Below are 20807 nucleotides of genomic sequence, written 5' to 3' on the forward strand. Positions count from 1 at the left end.
CCGTACTCCGCGGCTTGCGCTTCGGCTCGCGGAACGGAGATCACGATGTCCCCGAGCAGATCGGAGAACGGATCGCCGGCTTTGTCCTCGTCCGTCCAGCTGTCATCGCCTACTTCGGAATCGGAAGACTCGTATTCGTCCTCGTAGCGAATGTCCGCTTGCTCGCCTTCGAGCAGCGAGAAGCTGAGCACGTCCGTCGGCTTGTCCAATCCGCGGTATTGGCGGTTCAGCTCCCGTATGCCTTCGTCGTCCGTCAACGTCAAGGTGACGATGCCCCGCTCGACTTCCTCCTTGCGGCCGGCAACGACCAGCAGCTTCTCCAGCAAGTCGATCCATTTCTCTTCCCGTTCTCCCGCGCCGCCTTCCCGCTCGTCGATCCATTCCAGGCTTAATGTCATTCCGAATTCTCCTTCGCTTCTTTGGCGTCGTCCGTAGCTTCTTTCGCCTGCTTTAATTGTTTGTCGTCCGGATATTCGATCCGGGAGTGGAACATGCCGATGACCGCTTCCTTCAGCGTCTGGGCGATCTTGTCGAGCTCCTTCATCGTCAGGTCGCATTCGTTGAATTGATGGTCGTCCAGCCTGTCCTTGATGATTTTGGCGATCATCGCCTCGATCTGCTCCACCTTCGGATGGTTAAGCGACCGAACCGCCGCTTCCACGCAGTCGGCGATGCCGACGATGGCCGCTTCCTTCGACTGCGCTTTCGGTCCCGGATAGCGGTAGTCATCCTCGGTGAAGTCGATGTCCGTCCCCTGCTCCTGCGCCTGTTTTACCGCTTTATAATAGAAATATTTGAGGAAAGTCGAACCGTGATGCTGCTCGGCGATATCGCGAATCGGCTTAGGCAGCTTGTGGGCCTTCAGCATATCCGCTCCGTCCTTGGCATGCGCGATAATGATCGAGGCGCTCACCTTCGGCTCGAGCTTGTCGTGCGGATTACCGGACGCGTTCTGGTTTTCGATAAAATAGAGCGGACGCTTCGTCTTGCCTACGTCGTGATAGAACGAGCCGACGCGGCACAGCAGCCCGTTCGCCCCGACCGCCTCTGCGGCCGCCTCCGACAAATTGCCGACCATCAGACTGTGATGATACGTTCCCGGCGTCTCGGTCAGCAGCTTGCGCAGCAGCGGATGGTTCGGATTGGACAGCTCCACGAGCTTGAGCGCGGATAGAATGCCGAACGTCACTTCGAAGAACGGCATCAATCCGATGACGAGCACGGCGGTCAGCAGACCGCTCGCAAGCACGAAGACGACCGATTGGATCAAATCCGCGCGACTAGGCTCGGGATCCACGAGCATAAGCGCCAATACCGCGACCGAACCGAACAGGCTGACCATGATGCCCGCCTTCAATATCGATGATCGCTGGCTCGCTCTATGAATCGCCAGCACGGCCGTGAAGGACACGACGGCGGCAACGAAGCCGTAATGGAAATCGAAAATGTGCTCCTGCTCGACGTTCAGAATGACGCTGGCCAGCAGCGTGAACAGGAACGAGCTGACTAGGCCGAGATGCATGTCGAGCAGCAGCGTCACGAGCATGCTTCCCATGGCGATCGGCGCCAGATAGCCGACGAACGGCCAATCCGAGCTGTGCGTCAGGGCCACCAAATGCATGAACAGTACGTTCAGCGCGAAGATCAGCAGCAGCATCGCCCAATGCGCGTTCGTCTTCTTCAGAATCGACGAGGCCGCCGTCAGCTCCCCATAGCCGTACAGCGCCAGCGTCAGAATGACGGCAAAGAGCAGCACGCCGAGCTGCGGCAAATAGTTTTTGCGCTCCTGCAGCAGCCCCATTCCGTCCAGCTTCTCGTACAGCGCTTCGGTAATGACTTGTCCCTGCTTGACGACGATGTCCCCCTGCTTGATGACGACCGAAGGCGTGTTCTGTTTGGCGTCCATTCTGGCCGTCTCGGTCGCCTTCTTGTCCAGGAACTTGTTCGGCATAATCGCCAGCCGCGCCAGCTCCTGCACGATCTCCCGCTCCGTCTTGAGCGACAGGGAGCTCGCGTTCACCAGTTCGGCCACCTTCGTACGGGCCGTCTCCGCGTTCGTGATCGGGTCGGTCGTCAGCTTCCGCACGACGTCCCGCGCCACCGAACGCATCTCCTGGAGCTGCTCCGACGACATGCGCGGGATCTTGTAATAGGTTTCCTCCGGAATCGCATATTTCTGCGCGGCGACAACCCGCTGCATCTCCGCCAGCAGCTCGGCGGAATACGCTTCGGACCCGCGGCTGGAAATGACGAAGCTGGCTACGTACTGATCGACCCGGTCGGGAATGACGCGGCGGAAAATCTCGACGCGGTCGGCTTCCGTAATCTGGTCGTCCATATTCAGCTCTTCGATTCTCGCGAACAGCTCATTGATGAGCACTTCGTTGCGCATCTGGACGGTCGTATACATATCGGGCACTTTGCTCGCCGCGTCCTCCTGCGCCTGCAGCGTGGCCTTCTCGTCCACCTCTTGGCGCGGCGCGCGGATGTCTTGGTCCGCCTTGCCGTTCAGCGTAATATCGTACGTCTCCGGCACTAGCCGCGGAGCAAGGCTGAAATAAAACAAAAACACAAAAAGCAGAAGCAGGAGCCAGCGCATCGCCGCGCTGTTCTTCCATCCTGCCGCTGCCCCGGACAAGGTAAGCGGATTGCTTGGTTGGCCGCTATTGTTCCGACTCATCCGGCACTCCCCTCCCTTAAGGGTTTTATTGTTCGTTGTCCGCGTTGTAAGCCAGTATGATCTTCTGCACGAGCGCGTGCCTGACGACGTCCTGGTCAGTGAAGTACACGATGCCGATCTCCTCGATGGAACGGAGAATCCGCTCCGCTTCCATCAGTCCGGACTTCTTGCCTTTCGGCAGGTCGATCTGGGTCACGTCCCCGGTAATGACCATCCGCGAGCCGAACCCGAGCCTCGTCAGAAACATCTTCATCTGTTCCGGCGTCGTATTCTGCGCCTCGTCCAGGATGACGAACGAATCGTCCAGCGTCCGGCCTCTCATGTAAGCCAGGGGAGCGACTTCGATCTGCCCGCGCTCCATCGCCTTGGCAACCCCTTCGACGCCAAGCGCGTCGTTAAGCGCGTCATACAGCGGTCGCAAATACGGATCCACCTTCTCTTGCAGGTCCCCGGGCAGAAACCCGAGATTCTCCCCGGCTTCGACGGCCGGGCGGGTCAGCAGAATGCGCTTGACGCGGCCTTCCTTCAAGGCGGCGATGGCGCACATGACGGCGAGATACGTCTTGCCCGTACCGGCAGGGCCGATGCCGAACACGATGTCTTTCTTGCGAATCGTCGTGACGTAATGGCGTTGGCCCAGCGTCTTCGGAATAATCGGCTTGCCCCGGAAAGTAAGCGTTATTTCTCCCTTGAACAAGGAGAGCAGCTCGTCCGCCTTCATCTCGCGCGACAGCTCCAGCGCGTAGCGAACGTCGCGCTCGCTGAGCTGCAGGCCGCCCTGGATAAGCTGGATCAGCGTCTCGAACAGCTGCTGCAAGGAACGGACTTCCTCTTCCGGTCCTTCGATATAGATTTCAGCGTCTCTGGATCGGATCAGCGACACGGTTTCCTTCTCGATCAGGCGCAAATACTTGTCCTGCGGGCCGAACAGCGCCAGCCCTTCCGCCGCGCTTTGGAGCGGGATCGTCGTCGATTGCTTCAGTTCCGTCAAAAAAACTCATTCCCCCTAAACCTATCCGCTACGGGATTGGACGTTCGACCTCGATAGATTGTTCCACTTCAAAAAGAACGGTTAACTTCACTTTACCATTCTCGGTTTGTTCATGCAAAATGTTTTCCGCTTTAATCGTCGCGTCTTTGCCCGCTTTCGCCAACAATTCGGCTCTCGCCTGCGCCAATCCGACCTCTTTCGCCTCGGACGGAGTCAATTTTTTGCCGATTTCCACGACTTCCAGCTCGTGCTCCTTCATCGTTCCGAAGGGCAGCTCCTTATTCCAGAGCCGGGCTTTCTCGATTGTCGAGCGAATTTGCGATTGCCCGAACGGCTCGCCGCCGTAACCCGAAATTTGCAACGCCCGGTTGCCGATAATCAGATAGTTTCGTTCGCGGGTCTCCCCGGTCAAATTCCTCGTTTTCGATTGCAGAGGCGACTCGATCCGGTATTCATGCCAGACGAGCCCCATCACCTTGCCTTTGGAGACGACATGCTTGCTGTTTTTCTCGTCGCCGAGAATACCCGAGATCAGAATGTCGCCTTTGCGCACCCGGTCGTTGCGCTCGACCTTCGGCCGGCCGTTCTCCGCCACGATGCGGGTCACGACCGCGTCCGCCTTGGCGACGAGATGCCGCGGGCCTTCCAGCGCCTTGTCTTCCGGCTTCGTCGATTCGACGACGGTAATCGTAATGGACGTGCCGCGCTTGTCCACGCCGACCCAGGCCGCCTCGGGCAATCGGAGCGCCAGCCGCTGCGACAGCGTAGCCGCGTCCCCGAGCCGGAACGACCATTGATAGCCGTAGATGCCTTCGGCTTTCGCCGCCTGGCGGATTTTCTCTTCCGGTATCGCCGAATTCCCTTCCACCTTCACGTCCCAGATCAGCGTGGACAGCACGAACAGCGCAAGAACGAACGCGGCCATGCCTACCGCGAACGTCTTGCGGCGCGCCAGCTTGGCCAGCCGGAACGGCAGGCCGTGCCTGGATATAATGCGGGTGCGGCAGCCGCTCTCCCTGAGCAGAGGACGCATTCGAAAAAAATCGGGAATCGATACCCCGAACGTCAGCTCTCGCGCCGGCGTAAACGAAATATGCCACAGATCGATTTTCTCTTTCGTCGCGGCGTTGACGAAGCGTTCGCTTCCTTCCCCGATCAGCTTGACCCATACGTAACCGCGCGCATACGCGACCCAATTCCCCTTCATCCTCGTTACCTCCCGGCTTAGGGCTCGTCCCGGCTTCGAACGGCCGGACGCCGACCGCGCAATAGGCGGAGAGCGTCCCGGACGCTCCCGGCTGCTCGCAAGACGGCAAAGCGCGCGACTTCGACGCTCAACCGGACGTTTTCCCTTTCGAATGCAATTGGACGCCCAAGATTTCCCCTTCCACGAACACTTCTTCCGCCCCGATGTTGCGAATGACCAAATCCCGGCCCGTCACCTCCATCTCCCCGCCGTCCATCGCCAGCTTAAGGGTATCCGGAGAGAAATGAACGATGCCGCGATGGTTTTCCACGGTCAACTGAAGGCCTCCGATCATCGTGATGCGCGGCAAGTCCAGCGCGACATCCTGCGGCAGATCGAGAATGGTCGCGGTCCATTTGCGCAGCTTCCGGCTTACACGCATCATTGAGCGGTCCTCCCTCCTATACGATAAACATATGCTCAGTCCCCCCCCTTTATGTAGCCGTCCGGGCTGCGCCGTTTTCAGAACACGCCGAAAGGGCCGACGCGCAAGCCGGAAGCTTGTTGCTTCCTGACTGCGAGTCGACCCTTGGCGGATACGCTTATTAATGACGATCAAAATTGGACTTTTTGAACTACCTCTCAGCGTCTGTAAGGCTTGCGGGCGCGCGGGCGGCCCAATATTTCCGACCAGAGCACGGCGCGCGCCAAATCCTCCCTGTCCAAGCCGGCGCCGGTTTCCCGGCCCGCCGCTCGCCAATTCGCCCTTTTGGACACGACGGTGCTTAGAACCGGGCTAACGAACTCCTCCGGCTCTTCCGACGAGGCCATACTCGGCGATTCATCCGCGAAATACGCTCTTCTCGCCGGCTCCGGCTCGCGCTCGATCCTTGCCGCCTGAGGCGGCTGAACAGGCCGTTCGGGACGTCTGCGAGCCTCTCCCCCGAAGTCCGGCATCCGATTCGTGGACCGTTTCTCGAGCGGAGATTTGCGAAAGAACAAAAAGTACGCAATCCCGATAATGACGATCACAAACTGAAAATTAGAGGTCAGGAACGTAATGAGCTGCTCCAAGGCGCTCCCTCCTTCCTGCTTGGCGCGGACGAATTACGACTTCTTCGGTCCGTCTCCGCCGAGCAAATCGCTCTGACCGCCGATGGAGCCTCTCATCTGCGTATCCGCTTCGATATTTTTGAGGTTCATGTAATCCATGACGCCGAGATTGCCGGATTTCAGCGCGGCTGCCATCGCGAGAGGAACTTCCGATTCCGCTTCGACGACCTTTGCCTGCATCTCGACGACGCGCGCCTTCATCTCCTGCTCGTGAGCGACGGCCATCGCGCGGCGCTCCTCCGCCTTCGCCTGGGCGATGCGCTTGTCGGCTTCGGCCTGCTCGGTCTGCAGATGAGCGCCGATATTTTTGCCGACATCCACGTCGGAGATGTCGATGGACAAAATTTCAAATGCCGTTCCCGCATCCAAGCCTTTGCTCAGAACCGTCTTCGAGATCAGATCGGGGTGCTCAAGCACGTCTTTGTGAGATTCCGACGCCCCGTTCGTACTGACGATCCCCTCGGCAACACGGGCAAGCACAGTCTCTTCCCCGGCGCCGCCGACGAGACGATCGATATTCGCTCGCACCGTAACTCTGGCGCGAACTTTGACTTCGATCCCGTTTTTCGCCACGGCGGATACGACAGGAGTTTCAATGACTTTCGGGTTAACGCTCATCTGTACCGCTTGCAGCACGTCCCGTCCGGCCAGGTCGATCGCTGCGGCCCGTTCGAACACAAGCGGAATATTGGCGCGTTGAGCCGCGATCAGCGCGTTGACGACGCGGTCAACGTTGCCCCCCGCAAGGTAGTGGCTTTCCAACTGATTGATATGCAGGCCGAGTCCGGCTTTCGACGCTTTGATCAACGGATTGACGATCCGGCTCGGTACGACGCGCCGCAACCGCATGGCCACGAGCGTAATAATGCTGATCCGCACTCCGGCGGCGAGCGCCGAAATCCACAGCATAAAAGGGAAAAAGCTCATGAACACCGAAACCGCGATCACGACGATGGCAATAATAACGAAAACTTGAATATCCGCACCGCTCATAACATACCTCCAACCGTTTTTTTTGTGAACCTTAACGAGGTGCTGAAAACCGGACTTTTTGAACTTTCATTGCAGCGGTTATTCAAAAAGCCCGCTATTGGCGTCAGACGTCCTTGTTTAAATTCGCCGCATTTCCCGGAATTTCCTTTACGACGATGCGAGTTCCGTCCACCGCCGTCACCTGGACCGCTCTGCCCGGCTCTACGAATTCGCCGGATGTAATAACGTCCAGCCTCTGGCCGCCGATTTCGGCGATTCCCGACGGGCGCAGCAGCGATACGGCCGTACCGGTCTGCCCGACCCAATGCTCGCGCGGCTGCTGGGAGACGAATCCTTTGTCCGCAGTAAGCGAATCCTTCAGAATGAACCGGTTCCACACGCCCCGCTTGCGGAATACGTACGCGAAGATGCCGACGACGACCGCCGCCGCGACGACCGCGATTCCGAGCATCCGCAGGGCGTTGCCCGTATCGTACGCCCCCATCGTGATGCCGACGATGACGGATATAGTACCGAGTATGCCCAAAATTCCGAAGCTTGGAACAAAAATCTCGAGTACGAGCAGGCCGATGCCGAGCAAGAACACGACCAGCGATTCCATTCCGGCGAAGCCTGCGATCGATTGCCCGAAGAAATACAGTCCGAAGGCGATCAGCCCGGTAATGCCTGGAGCCCCGAAGCCGGGAACGAGCAACTCGATGGCGATGCCCGCGATCCCGATAACCAGCAGCAGCAAGCTAAGGCCGGGAGAGGTGAGAAATTCCGACACGCGCTCCGCGAGGGATGGCTTGACTTCGACGATCGTTCGATCGGACAACCCTTTCCAAGCGACCACGTCTTCGACCGTGCTCGCCAGCTTGTCGGCGTACCCGACCTTGAACGCGTTTTCCGCGCTAAGCGAAATAATCTGCCCTCGCTCGCTCGTCTCCCCGATCTCCTCCATCTCGACGACCCGATTCGGATCGACCATGCCGATGGCGATGTTCGGATTGCGCCCGTTCATCTCGGCCGCCGAGCGCATCTGCTCGCTCCAGAACGAGACGAGCTTCGGATTTTCGACCGCGTTGCCCGCTCCGTCCACGATCATGGCGGCGCCGATCGTCGAGCCCGGAGCCATCGCGATGCCGCCGGCGTTCAGCGACAGATAAGCGCCGGCGGAGGCCGCTTTGCCCGTAACGAAGGCGACCGTCGGAACCGACGCTTCGCGAATGCGCTTGCCGATCTCTTCGGCGGTATCCAGTCGGCCGCCGGGCGTGTCGACGTCGAGAATGACGAGGGACGCCTTCGCTTCTTCGGCTTCGTTAAGCGCCCGCTCGAGGAACGAGGCCAGTCCGCTCTGCACCGTCTGCTGGACGGGAATGACGTACACGGAGCCTGCCGAAGGCGTCTCCGCCGCCCGGGCAACGCCGGATGCGATCCCTAGCAGTTGGAAGACGCCCAGCAGCGTCAGCGCGGCAAGCCCGATCCGCGCTCTCCACGGCATTCGAGCCTTCCGTAATGTCGTAACGCCCATACTTTTCCATCCTCCTTATCTGAATCAATCCAACATGCTCTGTATTACGATTCGACAACCGATACGTTTCATTCCTGCTAAAGAGGTTGTTCAAAAAGTCCGCTTTTGATCACGAAGTATTAAAAGCAAAAAGCACCCCCATTGCGGGAGTGCCTGTCTGTCATGTCCGGATTATTGCAGAGATTGCTGGACGATTGCGTTGACGAGCTTGCCGTCTGCAACGCCTTTCACCTTGGGCATAAGCGCGCCCATCAATTTCCCGAGGTCGGCTTTAGAAGAAGCACCGGTTTCTTGCATGGTCTGTACAACGATTGCTTTGATTTCTTCTTCTGTAAGCTGTCGCGGTAGATATTCGGAGATGATCTCAATTTCTGCCCTGACATTGCTTACGAGATCTTCCCGGCCGCCCTTCTCGAAGTCCAGCAGGGAATCGCGTCGTTGCTTGAGTTCACGGCTCAATATATTAAGCGTCTCGTTATCGTCAAGCGGCCGGCGCAGCTCGATTTCATGATTTTTGATCGATGCCCGAACCATGCGAATCGTCTGGAGACGAAATTTCTCCCCAGCCTTCATCGCCTGCTTCATGTCATCGTTCAATCGCTCCGCGAGATTCATGAGTGCGGATTCCTCCTAGTACTTCCGTTTACGCGCAGCTTCGGATTTCAGCTTCCGTTTCACGCTTGGCTTTTCGTAATGTTTACGTTTCTTCACTTCCGCGAGAACGCCATCTTTGGCAATGGAACGCTTGAAGCGGCGGAGTGCAGCGTCGATTGTTTCATTTTTTCGTACTTTTGTTTCGGCCACCTGTTTTCCCTCCCTCCGCAACAGACCCAACACGGTTATCAAACTATATTATATGTGATGAGGAAAGGCAGTGTCAACTTGGGCCGAGCAATAAATACGAAACGTTCGGCGCTAAGTTTTTCCTTCGCTCAAAACTCCGGATTATCGACCTTAACCTTGCCCCTGCGCGTTCAGCGGACCAAGCGTCTCCCCGCCGAGAATGTGCCAGTGGATATGGAATACCACCTGTCCGGAATCGCGTCCGCAGTTGTTGATCAGACGATAGCCGGATTGCTCGAGCCCGGCTTCTTTGGCGATATTTTGGGCGGACAGCAGCAAATGCCCGAGCAGCGCCTGGTCTTCGGGCCCGCAGTCGTTCATCGTGGCGATGTGCTTCTTGGGAATGACGAGCAGATGAACCGGAGCCTGCGGCTGAATGTCGTGAAAAGCGTAGACGAGATCGTCTTCGTACACTTTGCGGGAAGGAATCGTTCCTTCGACGATCTTGCAAAACAAACAATCCGACAATGGACGCACCCCTAACGATTTGGCATATGCATCCATCATACCGCATCGGCGCCCTTCCCGTCCAATGGACAGAGACCTGCGGCTGTCGCCGCAGGTCCCTGCCGCTCGTGCTTGCCGTTTTACCAGTAATACGGCAACAGGGAGATCGCCGCCAAACCGGCCAGCGGCAAAATCAGCCTGTTGAACCTGCGCGGACGGAAAGGGTAGAAGCCCCCTCCGAACGGCGGATAGAACGGCGGCGGGAAAAATCCGCGCATCGGCTCGACCGAGCCCGGAACGGCCAGGCACAGCCACTCGTCGTCCACATGCTCCACGATGCCGTCGTAGCAGAAGCCGTCCGCGGCCTGCACTTCGACATAGCGGTGCATATGGGATTCGCACGTCGCTTTGGTCACTTTCATTGCGACCGGCTTCGGCATCGGATGGCTTCCGTGATGCCCTTTGGGCGCGTACTCCTGCGCGGGTTTCGGCGCAGGCTTCGGAGCCGGTTGCGGCGTCGGCATTGCTTTTTCCATGAGCATTCTCTCCTTGGGCGCCTGTTTCCCCATCATCATATGCGAGCATGGGCGAATGGCTACAAGGAAACGTGTAAAATGGGCTCGGACGTCAACTCCGGCCGCTCAAGGCCGAAGCGAGCTCGCGAAGCTTCCCGGACGCTTGGAGAGCGTGCGGCTTCCACTCGCCCAGCGTCGTCATTTGGCGGAACCCGGCTTCGCCCGAAGGGGCGCGGAATCCTTTCAGCGCTTCTTCGATGTCTGCCGCGCCGTCCCGGACGTCCGTCAGAAAAGCGATTTCCGCGTCCGTCAGCGGAGCGCCGCTCTCGCCGATCGACTCCAGCGGGCTTGCCGCCCCGATGACGGCGTTGGCCGCCTCGAGAATCGGCTTGGACGCTTCCTCGCGGGATTGCCCAGACGCTGCGCTCTCGGCCTCGATAAACAGGGCGAGCGCTTCCGAGCCCGACAATCTGGCCTCGGCGATCTGCTTGGCGGCGCGTATTCTCTCCGCTTCCGTCTTCGCGACGAGGAAGCCTTCGGAGCCGTCGCGAAGACGTTCCGCGAACAGCTGCGCGTGCACGTAGCGCTCGGCGAGGCGCTGTCCGCGGTCGGTTTTGAGCGACTGCTCCTCCAGCATGTATTTCGAATACCCCAGTATGACCAGCGTCATCAGAACGACGATCGCGATCAGCATCCCGCCTATCGTGTACGAGATTTGCTTTTTGCTTTTGTTTTCGGCGTTGGCCGACATGGCTCATCCTCCTGCAGCTTTTTTGCTTCGACGGTTCAGGTTACCCGAACGACATGGCCTCCGTCGAAGAAATAGACGTACGTCTCCTTGACCGGCATGCCCGCGATTCCGCTCGCCGCTTCGGCGTACCGCTCCACTTGGAACCGGTGCTTCTCCGCCGCTTCGTTGGCATTCCGCCCTTTCAGCGCGTCCGTCTTATAGTCGACGAGCACGAGCCCGTCCTCCTCTTCGAACAAGCAGTCGATAACCCCTTGTATAATTACGGTTTCCCCCGCTTCCGGTTCCAGCACCCCGGGGTGGAGAGCGGCGGCGTCCAGCCCGTACGTGAACGGAACCTCGCGCCACACCCTGGCCGAACCGCGCATTCTTTCGTACAGCGAAGAGCCGCAGAACGCCGCCACGGAAGCCGCCTCGATGCCCGCTCTCTGCTCCGTCGACAAAATCCGCCTTTCAACGAGCCGGTCGAGCATCTCTTCGATTCGTCCGAGGGACGCGTCCCCGTCGAGCGGCAGATGCTGCATGACGAGATGGTACGCCGTTCCCCGTTCGGCCGGGGTCAGCTGCTTGGCGGACATGAACCGCGGACGGCGAAGCCGGAATGCGGCCGCGGACGGCTGCGGCTCCTCTTCTTCCGCCAGCCGCTCGCGCCATTCGTCGGGCACGACCTCCGACTCCTCCGCCGGGACGGGCGCAAAGGCCGGCAGCGCAGCTCCGTCGCGGCGAAGCTTCAGCGCCGTAATCGACGTTTTCGCCGCCACCTGCGACGCAGTCTCGTGCGGATAGCGCCAAGACAGCGCTCGATCGATTCGCTCGGCCAGACGGGAGGCTCCCGCTCCGACCGGCTCTCCGCTGACGACGGCGTTCCACAGCCGATCCTCGTCCGGGGCGGCCTCCTTCGCTTCGGACGTGCGCAGCGTATACGCCGAAGACGACTCGACGCGGAAGATCCATCTGTTCGAAGGATCGGCATGCCCGTCCGCCAGCACCGCCGCCGGACCGAGCCAGTCCAAATACTTGGCGGCCGCGGCGACCGCATGCGGAGGCAGGCCGTCCTCGGCCATCGCCGCCGTTTCGGCCCATTGCTCCCGCATCTTGGACGCGTCCTTGCTCGTTCCGATTAGATACAGCTTTTCCTTCGGCCGAGTCAGCGCCACGTACAGCACGCGCATCTCCTCGGCCAGCATCTCGGCCGCAAGCTTCCTGCGGATGGCCAGCTGCGGAAGCGTCGGATAGGTGACCCGGGTGTCGCGCTCGTACACCCGCGGGCCGAAACCGAGCTTCTTATGCTTCAGGAACGCTCCGTTCAAGTCCCGGCGGTTGAAATTACGGCCGAGCCCCGCCGCGAACACGACAGGAAATTCAAGCCCTTTGCTCCGGTGAATCGAGACGATCCGGACGACGTTCTCGCTCTCGCCGAGCGCTCTCGCCGCTCCCAGATCCGCTCCGGTATCGCGCATCCGGCCGAGAAACCGCAGGAAGCGGAACAGCCCGCGGAACCGGGAGGAGCGTTCGTACTGGATCGCGCGGTCGACGAGCGCCCGAAGGTTCGCCTGACGCTGCCCGCCCCCGGGCAAGCCGCCTACGAAGTCGTAGTAGCCGGTCTCCCTGTACAGCATCCACAGCAGATCGCCGAGCGGCTCCCTTCTGGCGAAATCGCGCCACTCCTCCAGCTTGCGCAGGAAATCCGCCAAGGCGCGCCGAACGTCCGGCCCCAGCAGCGCGGCCTCCTCGCCGCCCCGGGCGGCCTCTACAGCCGCCTCCCAGAACGGACTCCGCCTGCGCGCGAGTCGGATGCGCGCCAAGTCCTCGGCCGACAGGCCGCCGATCGGCGAACGCAGCACGCCCGCGAGCGGAATGTCCTGGCGCGGATTGTCGATGACGGACAGCAGCGACAGCACGGTGTCCACTTCGGTCGCTGCGAAGTATCCGGTCGCCAAATCCGCATACGCCGGAATGCCGGCCGCCTTCAGCTCCTCGATAATCGTCGGAGCCAGCGCGGATACCGCTCGCAGCAAAATGACGATGTCCCGATACTGCACCGGCCGGTGCAGCTTCGCTTTGGCGTCGTATACCGCGAACGGCGGCCGCCGTCCTTCCTCGCCGCCCGTTCCCATCAGCTTGCGGATCTCGTCTGCGATGCACCGCGCTTCGAGCTGCGCCGCTTCCAGATCCTCCGTCTCCTCGGAGCCGCCTTCTTCGGCGCCCGCCTCGTCTTCCGGCGCGCTTCCGGCTTCCGGCCCTGCCGACTGCCCCGGCGCCCCCTCCCCGTCTTCGCTCGTCCTCGATGCGGCTCTGTCCAGCAGGATCATCTCGACGGCATACGGATTCGGCCCGCCCGGTTCGACTTCGGGGTAGCCGTCGCTGTATTTCAGCTCCGCCTGTTCGTCGTAATCCATCTCCCCGACCGGCTCGCGCATGATGAGCCGGAAGACGTGGTTGGCCGCGCCGAGAATTTCCCTGCGGCTGCGGAAGTTGCGCGCCAGGTCGATGCGCAGCCCCGACTCGCCTTCCAGGCTTCCGGCGTCCGTCATCTCCGGTCCGTAAGACGCGTAAGTTCTGTACTTCTCCAGAAACAGCCCCGGCTCCGCCAGACGGAACCGATAGATGCTCTGCTTGACGTCGCCGACCATGAACACGTTGCCGGGATCGCTCCTGGCGATCAGCGACACGATCGCTTCCTGAACCTCGTTCGTGTCCTGGTACTCGTCGAGGTAGATTTCCGCGAACCGGTCGCGGAAGCCGAGCGCCGCAAGCGAAGGAGCGCTGTTGGCCGGGGTGGAGGAAGCGTCGCGCAAAATGCGCAGCGCGTAATGCTCCAGATCCCCGAAATCCAGCAGCCCTTTGGCCCGCTTCGCCTGCTCGTAGCGCTCCCCGAACCGAATCGCCAGCTCGGCCAGGCTCTCCATCTCCGGAGCCAGCTCGCGCAGCTCCTCGGCGTATTGCTCCGGCGTGCGGACGAGCCACTCCTCGGCCAGCTTGCCGGCCGCTTTCTTCGCCGCATCCCGCAGCGATTTGACTCGCTCGATCAGCGCCGGGTCGTACTCGTCGCCTTTGCACGCCTTCAGCCTGCCGAACCGAATGCCGGCTACCGCGGCCTGCCACGCTTCCCACGAGTCGGACGCGAACGCCGCCGACGCTTGCTCCAGGCCGTCGATGTCGGCGAAGAGCGTCTCGATGTACGGCTCCGGCCCTCCCGGCTCATGCGCGACCCTAAGCGCGACGCGCAGCAGCTGCAGCGCGCCCTGAAGCAGCAGCGCGGCATCGTCGCGCAGGCTATTGACCCAGAGCGAGCCGAGCAGCTCCTCCGCGTCCGCAGCTCGGAACCGCGCAGCGGTCTCGCGCAGCCAATGCTCCGGCCACGGGTGGCTTCCCGCGAATTCATGCAGCTCGAGCACGAGCCGATGAAGCGGCTCGTCGCTGCGCTCGCCGCCGAACCGGTCGGCAAGCGCGGCCATTTCGCCGTCCCCGCCCTCGGCCGCGTACCGCTCTTCGAACAGCTCGTCGAGCGTATCCAACCGCAGCAGTCCCGCCTCGGTGTCGTTCGCCATCCGGAAGCCCGGATCGAGCTCGATGAGCGGCGCGTAGCGCTCCACCACTTCCAGGCAGAACGAATGCAGCGTCGTCACCGAAGCCCGCGGCAGCAGCGCGATCTGCCGTCGCAGATGCTTCGAGTCCGGATTCCGCTCCAGCGCGTCCTCGAGCGCATGGCGAATCCGTTCCTTCATTTCCGCAGCTGCCGCTTTCGTGAACGTCGCGACGAGCATCGCGTCCACGTCCAGCGGGCGGCTCTCGTCGGCGATGCGCGAAATGATCCTTTCGACGAGCACCGCGGTTTTGCCCGAGCCGGCGGCGGCGGCCACGAGCAGATTCGAGCCTTCCGCCGCGATCGCCGCCCACTGCTCGCCCGTCCAACGGCTGTCTTCCGGCTTCGCCGGCCATCGTTGCCCTTGCTTCACAGCGGTTCGTCCCTCCTTGCTTCAAGCGCGAGGCGTCTCCACAGCTGCTCGCGGTCGGCCGCCTTGCTTAAAGTCTGATACCCGTTGCCCTCGACCTGGCTGTCGAAATGGCATACGGGGCGATAGTCGCAGAACGCGCATGGGCTGCGCTTGTCCATCCGGTAAGGCGCGATCGCCACGTCTCCGTCCGCGATCCGCTTGCCGATCCGGCGAATTTGCGAGCGGACCGAGCCCCGCAGCACTTCCCATTCGCTCTCGCTCGCCACTTGGGAGCGCGCCGAGAACGTGCCGTCCTTCTTGAATTCGACCGGAACGACGGCCGACTTGCCCGCATCGGCCAGCGTCTCGTCCATCAGCTTGACCGACTCGCCGTCGGCCAGCAGCAGCCCCTGCATCCGGTACTGCTTGAACAAGGCGTTCCTGGCCTCCTCCGGGGACAGCCCGTTCGCCGTATTAAGCAGCGGATTTTGCACGTGAAAATAAAGCACGCCCGCCGGCTTCGCCGGACGGCCCAGCCAATGCGGGGCATGCGTTACGACGACGTCGAGGTAGGTGAGCATCTGCAGCGACAGTCCGTGCGCCACCTCGTCCAGCTTCAGCTTCGTCGCGCTGGACTTGTAATCCAGAATGCGCAGCAAGAGGCCCGCCGAAGATTCGGCTGCGTCCACGCGGTCGATCTTCCCGACGATGTCCATCCAGCGCGACGAGTCCAGCGGGAGCGACAGCGCGGGCAGCAGGCCGTCCGGTCCGAAGCTCAGCTCCAGCCCCACCGGCTTGAACGCCGACAACGCCGCATGCTCTCCCAGCATCGCGGAAGCCTTCGTCACGATATCCCGCAGCTTGCGCGCCATCACTTGATGACGATGAGAGGACAGCAAAATTTGCGATTGCACGCGCGGCAGCAGCCTGTCCACCGCGGCGGCCGCCTCGAGCTGCCATCTGGACGCGTCCATTCCGGCCGGGCCTTCGGCAAACAGCTTCTCGGTCGTCTGCCGCAGCGCCGCATGAAACAGCTGCCCGATGTCGGGCGATTCGACCCGGTACAGGCGCCGCTCCTGCAAGCGCAGCCCATGTACGGCGAAATGCTGGAACGGGCAGGCGATAAACCGCTCCATCCTCGACACGCTGGCGAGCAGCCGGTCCCCGTACAGCAGCCGGCTCGTCTCCGGCGACAGCGGCTTCTCTTCGTTCGTATAGCTCAAGGAACCGATCAGCGAACGCAGCCTAGGCTTCCATTCTTCGCGTCCCAGCAGCCAGTCGTAGACCGCCCACCAGCCCGGCGCCATCGCCTCGCCCTGACGCCAGCTTCGCAGCCGGTTAAGCAGATGGGTCATCGCCCTTCCCGGCTGGGCGGCGTAAGCGAGCTGTTCTTCCTCCGGCTGCGTTCCTTGCGGTTCGGCCGCGACGGCCTGCACCGGGATGCCCGGGAACCGCTTGCGCAGCTTGCCGATCCATTGCGACGGCAGCAGAGTCTGCCCTTCCTCGTTCGCGATCGGGTAACTGATCCACAGGTGGCGCGACGGCGTCGTCAACGTCAAATAAGCCAGAAACTCCTCGTCGAGCAGCCGCCTCCTGGCGCCCGGAGCAAGCTTAAGCCCCGCCGACGCCAGCCTGTCCCGCTCTTCTTCCGCAAGCAGACCGTTCTCGGGAATGCGCATCGGCAGGACGCCGTCGCTGGCGCCGAGCAAGTAAACGATCCGGACGCGGTCCGATCTCGTCCGCTCGGGACTGCCGATCAGCACGCCGTCGAGCGACGGCGGCACGGCGCCCAGCTTCAACTCCTCCAGCCCGGAGTCGACCATGCCCGCGAACAGTTCCAGATCCGGCGGCTGCTCGCCCATCAACTCGACCAGTTGATCGAGCAAATAGACGACGCCGTCCCACAGCGGACGATGAACCGCCATCCGGTCTGGACGTCCCGCAAGCTCGTCCTCTTTCGTCCAGCTCTCGAGGCGATCCGCCGCTCCCGTCTCTTCCAGGAACAGATAGACGGCTTCGCACAGCTCCCTGACCGAACCCGACGCCTTCAGCCGCCCTTCGAGCGCCAGCAGCGGCTTCAGCAGAGCGTCGCGCACTTCCCGCAGCGCCCCCATCTCCCGCTCAGCCGCGGAACCGGGCTCCGACTCCTCCTCGATATCTCCGCCGTAAAGCGGGTACCACGCTTGTTCCGCATGCCAGCGCCAGCCGTCGATTCCCGCGGCCAGCGCGTAATTTTCCAGCCGGTCGACCTCGTCTCTCGTCACTCTTCGCTCCGGCGTGTCCAGCAGATCCGTCTTCGCGCAGCGGAACACCGCTTCCGCCTTCCACCCCCCGGTCACGCACTCGAGCGCCGAGCGGACGAATTCGACGAACGGATGATGCGAGACGCCCGCCTTGCCGTCCAGGAAGTGCGGAATGCCGTAATCGTTCAGCACCGCCTCCAGCAAGTCGGCGTAATCGTCGAGCTTGCGCGCGAAGACGGCCATATCCCGCCAGCGTCCGCCTTCTTCCCGGACTCTGCGCAGCATGTCCCGGGCGACGGCTTCCGCCTCCGTCCGACGATTGGCCGCCTCGTGCAGCGACAGCCCGCAGCTCGGGTGCTCCGGCCGCAGAATGTCCGGCTCTCCGCCCCAGCGCTTCCGGTTCTCCCAGTTCCGCTCCAGGAAAGCGAGCATCGGGTTGTCGCGGAAACGGGGCGACACTTCCGGCTCCAGCACGGTCGGCGCTTCCAATGCAACGCCCGACGCCTGGGCCAGCTCGCACAGCTGAGCGGAAGTTTCCGCCGTCGGATGGAACAGATCCAGCTCGTCCGGCCTCTCTCCCGCCCCGTACGGGCGATCGACGCAGAGCGCGACGCTGACCCGCTCCGCCTTGGCCAGCAGCGCCTCGATAACCGCGAATTCGCCTGGAGTAAACCCGTTAAAGCCGTCCATCCAGATTTCGGCTCCCGACAGCAGCGCCGAATGCTCCGCTCCCTCGGCAAGCCAGCCCAGCATATCCTCTCCGTCCAGCCAATGCCCGGACAGCTCCCGCTCCATGTCGCCGTAGATCAGAGACAAGTCGTGCAGCTTGTCCGAGAGCATCTCGCCTTCCTTCGCTCCGCTCGCGCCGCGCGCCGCGGCTGCGGCATGGCCGGCCAGCTTTGCGCCGTCGATGCCGTAGCGCTTCATCTCCGTCAGCAGCTCGTTGATGCCGGCGATCAGCCCGGACTCCCCTTTGCCGCCGCGGAACAGTCTCAAACTCTCTCTTCTTGCCTCGAGCACTTTATGTAGAAGCATCGCTTTGCCGTTATCGTGAATCGGCACGACCGCCGAGCCGCCCGTCTCCTGCATGACGCGGAACGCCAGCCTTCGGAAGCTGAGCACCTGCGCCCTCATAAACCCGCTTAAGCCCGGCGTCGTCGCCATCGCGTATTCCGCCTGGAAGGTCGCCTGCTCGGGCACGAGCAAAATCAGCGGCGCTCCGAGCGGAGCTTCCCTCAGCCTGCTCCTGATCTCGTCCAGGCACAGGCGGGTCTTGCCGCTCCCGGAGCGCCCCGTAATCAGCCGTAACGTCATGCGTTTCCCTCCGCTTTCTATCTAAATCCGATTCATCCTCTATCTCGTTGAGTATTGTAACATATTTGAGAAATCGAGGAGTAAACCCAAAAGTTATTAAGTTTTGTTCCCTTGGACTAGGGCGTGTATTCAAACTATCGAACAAGCCAATTATAGTATGAGAAGAAGATACGAACTACGTGACGATCAATGGGAACGACTGAAGGACTTGTTGCCGCCGGAACGAAGGCTGCAATGCAGACGACCGGCAATTGATAATCGTAAGATGCTGAACGCCATGCGCTAGGTGATCCATTCGGGTGCGCCATGGAGAAACTTGCCAGAATACTACGGTCCGTGGAACAGGTCTACACCCGATTTCGTCGATGGGAGAAAGCGCATTCCGTCATTCCAAGCAAGAAGGATCGAACGACTCAACGGATTGGTGGTTATGTCAAGAACGCTATCTGGTGGAATGCCTCTTTAACAAAACCGTCGGCTAGCAACTCGCTACGATAAATTGGCTTGTACTTTCGTTGCCCTCTTAAAGATGGCTTCTTCCATGATCTCGTTAGCATGAGGTTTGCATACACGCCCTAGGGGATCCTCTTGGAATCGCGTAACGTTCGCAGCTCTATACGGGAGTGGACCAACTATAATGAGCGACATGAAGTGTTCGCGACTTCCGTTCCGCTCAAATGGCAATATAGCTAGGAACGTCCCTATAAAGGTGACACCATCAAATCGGAAAGAAGGCTCTATCTTCTATATTACAATGGCGAAAATGCAGCCGAGGATGAACAGAAGTTGACCCGGCAATTGCTCGTCTTTCAGAAAGAACTACAAGAAGGCAGCCGCAAACCGGAGCATGCCAAGCAGTACGAGAAATACTTCCACGTTCACGAAACACCGGTACGTGGGAGTAAAGTTGTGGCGAAACAATCCGCAATTATTGAAGCTAAGAAAAACTATGGCTTTTTCGCATTGATTAGCAACGAAGTTAAGGATCCGATTGAAGCTTTGAATACATATCGAAACAAAGATTTGGTCTATCAGCTCGATGGCATTGAATGTTTTGGTCGCCCCGGTCGCGATCTGCACGTTGTTGAGGTCACAACTTCGCAACAAGAGCTATTTCAGAAATTAGGCGTAATGCCGCCCTCCTCGTTATGAGTGGGCGGGAATGCAGGTAATAACTCATTACTTTTCACCATGATCATTCCATTTTCTTAAAAAATGTTGGAGCAGTTTCTTTCTTGCTCTGGCTAAGCGCTGAGTCACGATTTGTTCCCCGAGGCGCAGTTCACTGCAAATTTCCTTGTATGACTTATCTTCTAAATAAAACATTATCAATAATATTTTGTGTTCCGGCTTCAGTTCTTGAATTGCTTCATACAGTATTTCATTACGCAGTTTGTTTTCAACTTCGTCGGCAACCGCAGTGTTTTGCTCTATGATAGTAACGTTTTCTGCATCAATTTCCTGATGGCCTTTTTTATATTTTCTTAACCAATCGAGTGCTGTATGACGTGCAATTTGTCTAACCCATGATGCAAGGTTAGATGCGTGAGCAGTTTTGGGTCCTTGGATTGTTACTTTTATAAATGATTCTTGTATGATGTCTTCTGTAGCAGAATGATCGCGTGTAATAAAAAGTATCTCTCTGTACACGAATCTGTAAAAGGATCCGTAAATTTTTTCCTGAACCTCTGCATCCAATTCCTCTATGTTGATTCGTAGTAGGGAAAGCCACTGTTCCATACAATTACCTCATCTATGACATTTATAAAGAGGGGGTTACTGCACAGGATATCAAAAGTAAATCCCCTCCCAATATCCTAACATACTCCTTTTTCATTAGGCAATAAAATACAAAAATGTTAAAATTTAATGATTAAAAATTTATCGTTATTCAAATGCCGGAAATAAAAAACAGCAAGCGAGTGGGGCAACTCGCTTGCAGGTAAGAATAGATCTAGAAGGGAGTGATTTACTCGCCATTATGATCATAATTGAATGCGAGCGTCGGTTATTTGGTATTCAATAAACGGAAAATCAATTTTTTGTCTAATAAAATCTTCAACCGATTTATTGTCCTGATGTATCGTGATGTTTATTTTGTTTTCTATTTCATCTATAGCTATAACCTGTACTGGTTGATTTTCAGTAAGTGATTTTATTTGCTCGTATACATCATTCAATTCTTTATAAGAATATTCAACGTAATGAACCTTTATTTTCGAGATATCAATATTTAGTTCTGTTGGAGCAACCCCCGTTACCAAGTTAATATTCAGAACTCCG

Annotated in this window: 18 protein-coding genes; 1 reads left to right on the top strand and 17 read right to left on the bottom strand. The window is 59.4% G+C overall.

What is annotated here, in order from left to right; translation table 11 throughout:
• From ybeY to addB, 15 genes are all read right to left on the bottom strand, one after another.
• On the bottom strand, window positions 1–398 hold a 398-nt coding region (gene ybeY / locus ACESLM_RS27045; protein WP_372636857.1), incomplete at its 3' end, for an rRNA maturation RNase YbeY.
• A complete protein-coding gene (locus ACESLM_RS27050) occupies window positions 395–2680 on the bottom strand; it encodes an HD family phosphohydrolase (protein ID WP_372636860.1) in 2286 nt (761 codons plus the stop codon). The genes ybeY and ACESLM_RS27050, both read right to left, overlap by 4 nt.
• 25 nt (window positions 2681–2705) lie before the next feature.
• Window positions 2706–3662, bottom strand: a complete 957-nt coding sequence (locus tag ACESLM_RS27055; protein ID WP_372636892.1) for a PhoH family protein — start codon at window positions 3660–3662, stop codon at window positions 2706–2708.
• Window positions 3663–3699: 37 nt separating this feature from the next.
• Window positions 3700–4878: a sporulation protein YqfD gene (yqfD, locus tag ACESLM_RS27060; RefSeq protein WP_372636862.1), complete on the bottom strand. Its 1179-nt coding sequence runs from the start codon at window positions 4876–4878 to the stop codon at window positions 3700–3702.
• A gap of 127 nt (window positions 4879–5005) precedes the next feature.
• Complete coding sequence (gene yqfC, locus ACESLM_RS27065; protein WP_094041668.1) at window positions 5006–5302, bottom strand: sporulation protein YqfC; 297 nt, start codon at window positions 5300–5302, stop codon at window positions 5006–5008.
• 197 nt (window positions 5303–5499) lie between these two features.
• Window positions 5500–5931 (bottom strand): hypothetical protein, encoded by a 432-nt coding sequence (locus tag ACESLM_RS27070; RefSeq protein ID WP_372636865.1) that lies wholly within the window; start codon window positions 5929–5931, stop codon window positions 5500–5502.
• A gap of 33 nt (window positions 5932–5964) precedes the next feature.
• Complete coding sequence (gene floA, locus ACESLM_RS27075) at window positions 5965–6963, bottom strand: flotillin-like protein FloA (protein ID WP_372636868.1); 999 nt, start codon at window positions 6961–6963, stop codon at window positions 5965–5967.
• Window positions 6964–7066: 103 nt separating this feature from the next.
• Complete coding sequence (locus ACESLM_RS27080) at window positions 7067–8476, bottom strand: NfeD family protein (protein ID WP_372636871.1); 1410 nt, start codon at window positions 8474–8476, stop codon at window positions 7067–7069.
• Between the two features lie 171 nt (window positions 8477–8647).
• A complete protein-coding gene (locus ACESLM_RS27085; RefSeq protein WP_094041672.1) occupies window positions 8648–9091 on the bottom strand; it encodes a GatB/YqeY domain-containing protein in 444 nt (147 codons plus the stop codon).
• A gap of 15 nt (window positions 9092–9106) precedes the next feature.
• A complete protein-coding gene (gene rpsU, locus ACESLM_RS27090) occupies window positions 9107–9280 on the bottom strand; it encodes a 30S ribosomal protein S21 (protein ID WP_094041673.1) in 174 nt (57 codons plus the stop codon).
• 150 nt (window positions 9281–9430) lie between these two features.
• On the bottom strand, window positions 9431–9787 hold the full coding sequence (locus tag ACESLM_RS27095) for a histidine triad nucleotide-binding protein (RefSeq protein WP_372636875.1): 357 nt from the start codon (window positions 9785–9787) through the stop codon (window positions 9431–9433).
• A 119-nt stretch (window positions 9788–9906) separates the two neighbouring features.
• Window positions 9907–10206 (bottom strand): hypothetical protein, encoded by a 300-nt coding sequence (locus tag ACESLM_RS27100; RefSeq protein ID WP_372636895.1) that lies wholly within the window; start codon window positions 10204–10206, stop codon window positions 9907–9909.
• A 187-nt stretch (window positions 10207–10393) separates the two neighbouring features.
• Window positions 10394–11032: a hypothetical protein gene (locus tag ACESLM_RS27105; RefSeq protein ID WP_372636878.1), complete on the bottom strand. Its 639-nt coding sequence runs from the start codon at window positions 11030–11032 to the stop codon at window positions 10394–10396.
• 35 nt (window positions 11033–11067) lie between these two features.
• Entirely contained in the window at window positions 11068–14988 is a 3921-nt protein-coding gene (locus tag ACESLM_RS27110) for a UvrD-helicase domain-containing protein (RefSeq protein ID WP_372636880.1), read from the bottom strand.
• Entirely contained in the window at window positions 14985–18524 is a 3540-nt protein-coding gene (gene addB / locus ACESLM_RS27115) for a helicase-exonuclease AddAB subunit AddB (RefSeq protein WP_372636883.1), read from the bottom strand. Before addB ends, ACESLM_RS27110 begins: the two co-directional genes overlap by 4 nt.
• A gap of 786 nt (window positions 18525–19310) precedes the next feature.
• Here addB and ACESLM_RS27120 point away from each other — a divergent pair.
• On the top strand, window positions 19311–19676 hold the full coding sequence (locus ACESLM_RS27120; protein WP_372636885.1) for a hypothetical protein: 366 nt from the start codon (window positions 19311–19313) through the stop codon (window positions 19674–19676).
• 27 nt (window positions 19677–19703) lie between these two features.
• Here the strand turns inward: ACESLM_RS27120 and ACESLM_RS27125 are convergent, their stop codons facing one another.
• Window positions 19704–20264, bottom strand: coding sequence for an RNA polymerase sigma factor (locus tag ACESLM_RS27125; protein ID WP_372636887.1), 561 nt, complete (start codon window positions 20262–20264; stop codon window positions 19704–19706).
• A 245-nt stretch (window positions 20265–20509) separates the two neighbouring features.
• Window positions 20510–20807: hypothetical protein (locus ACESLM_RS27130; protein WP_372636889.1), on the bottom strand; the 298-nt coding region annotated here is incomplete at its 5' end.

This window comes from Cohnella sp., from assembly GCF_041641335.1.
Lineage (GTDB): Bacteria > Bacillota > Bacilli > Paenibacillales > Paenibacillaceae > Cohnella.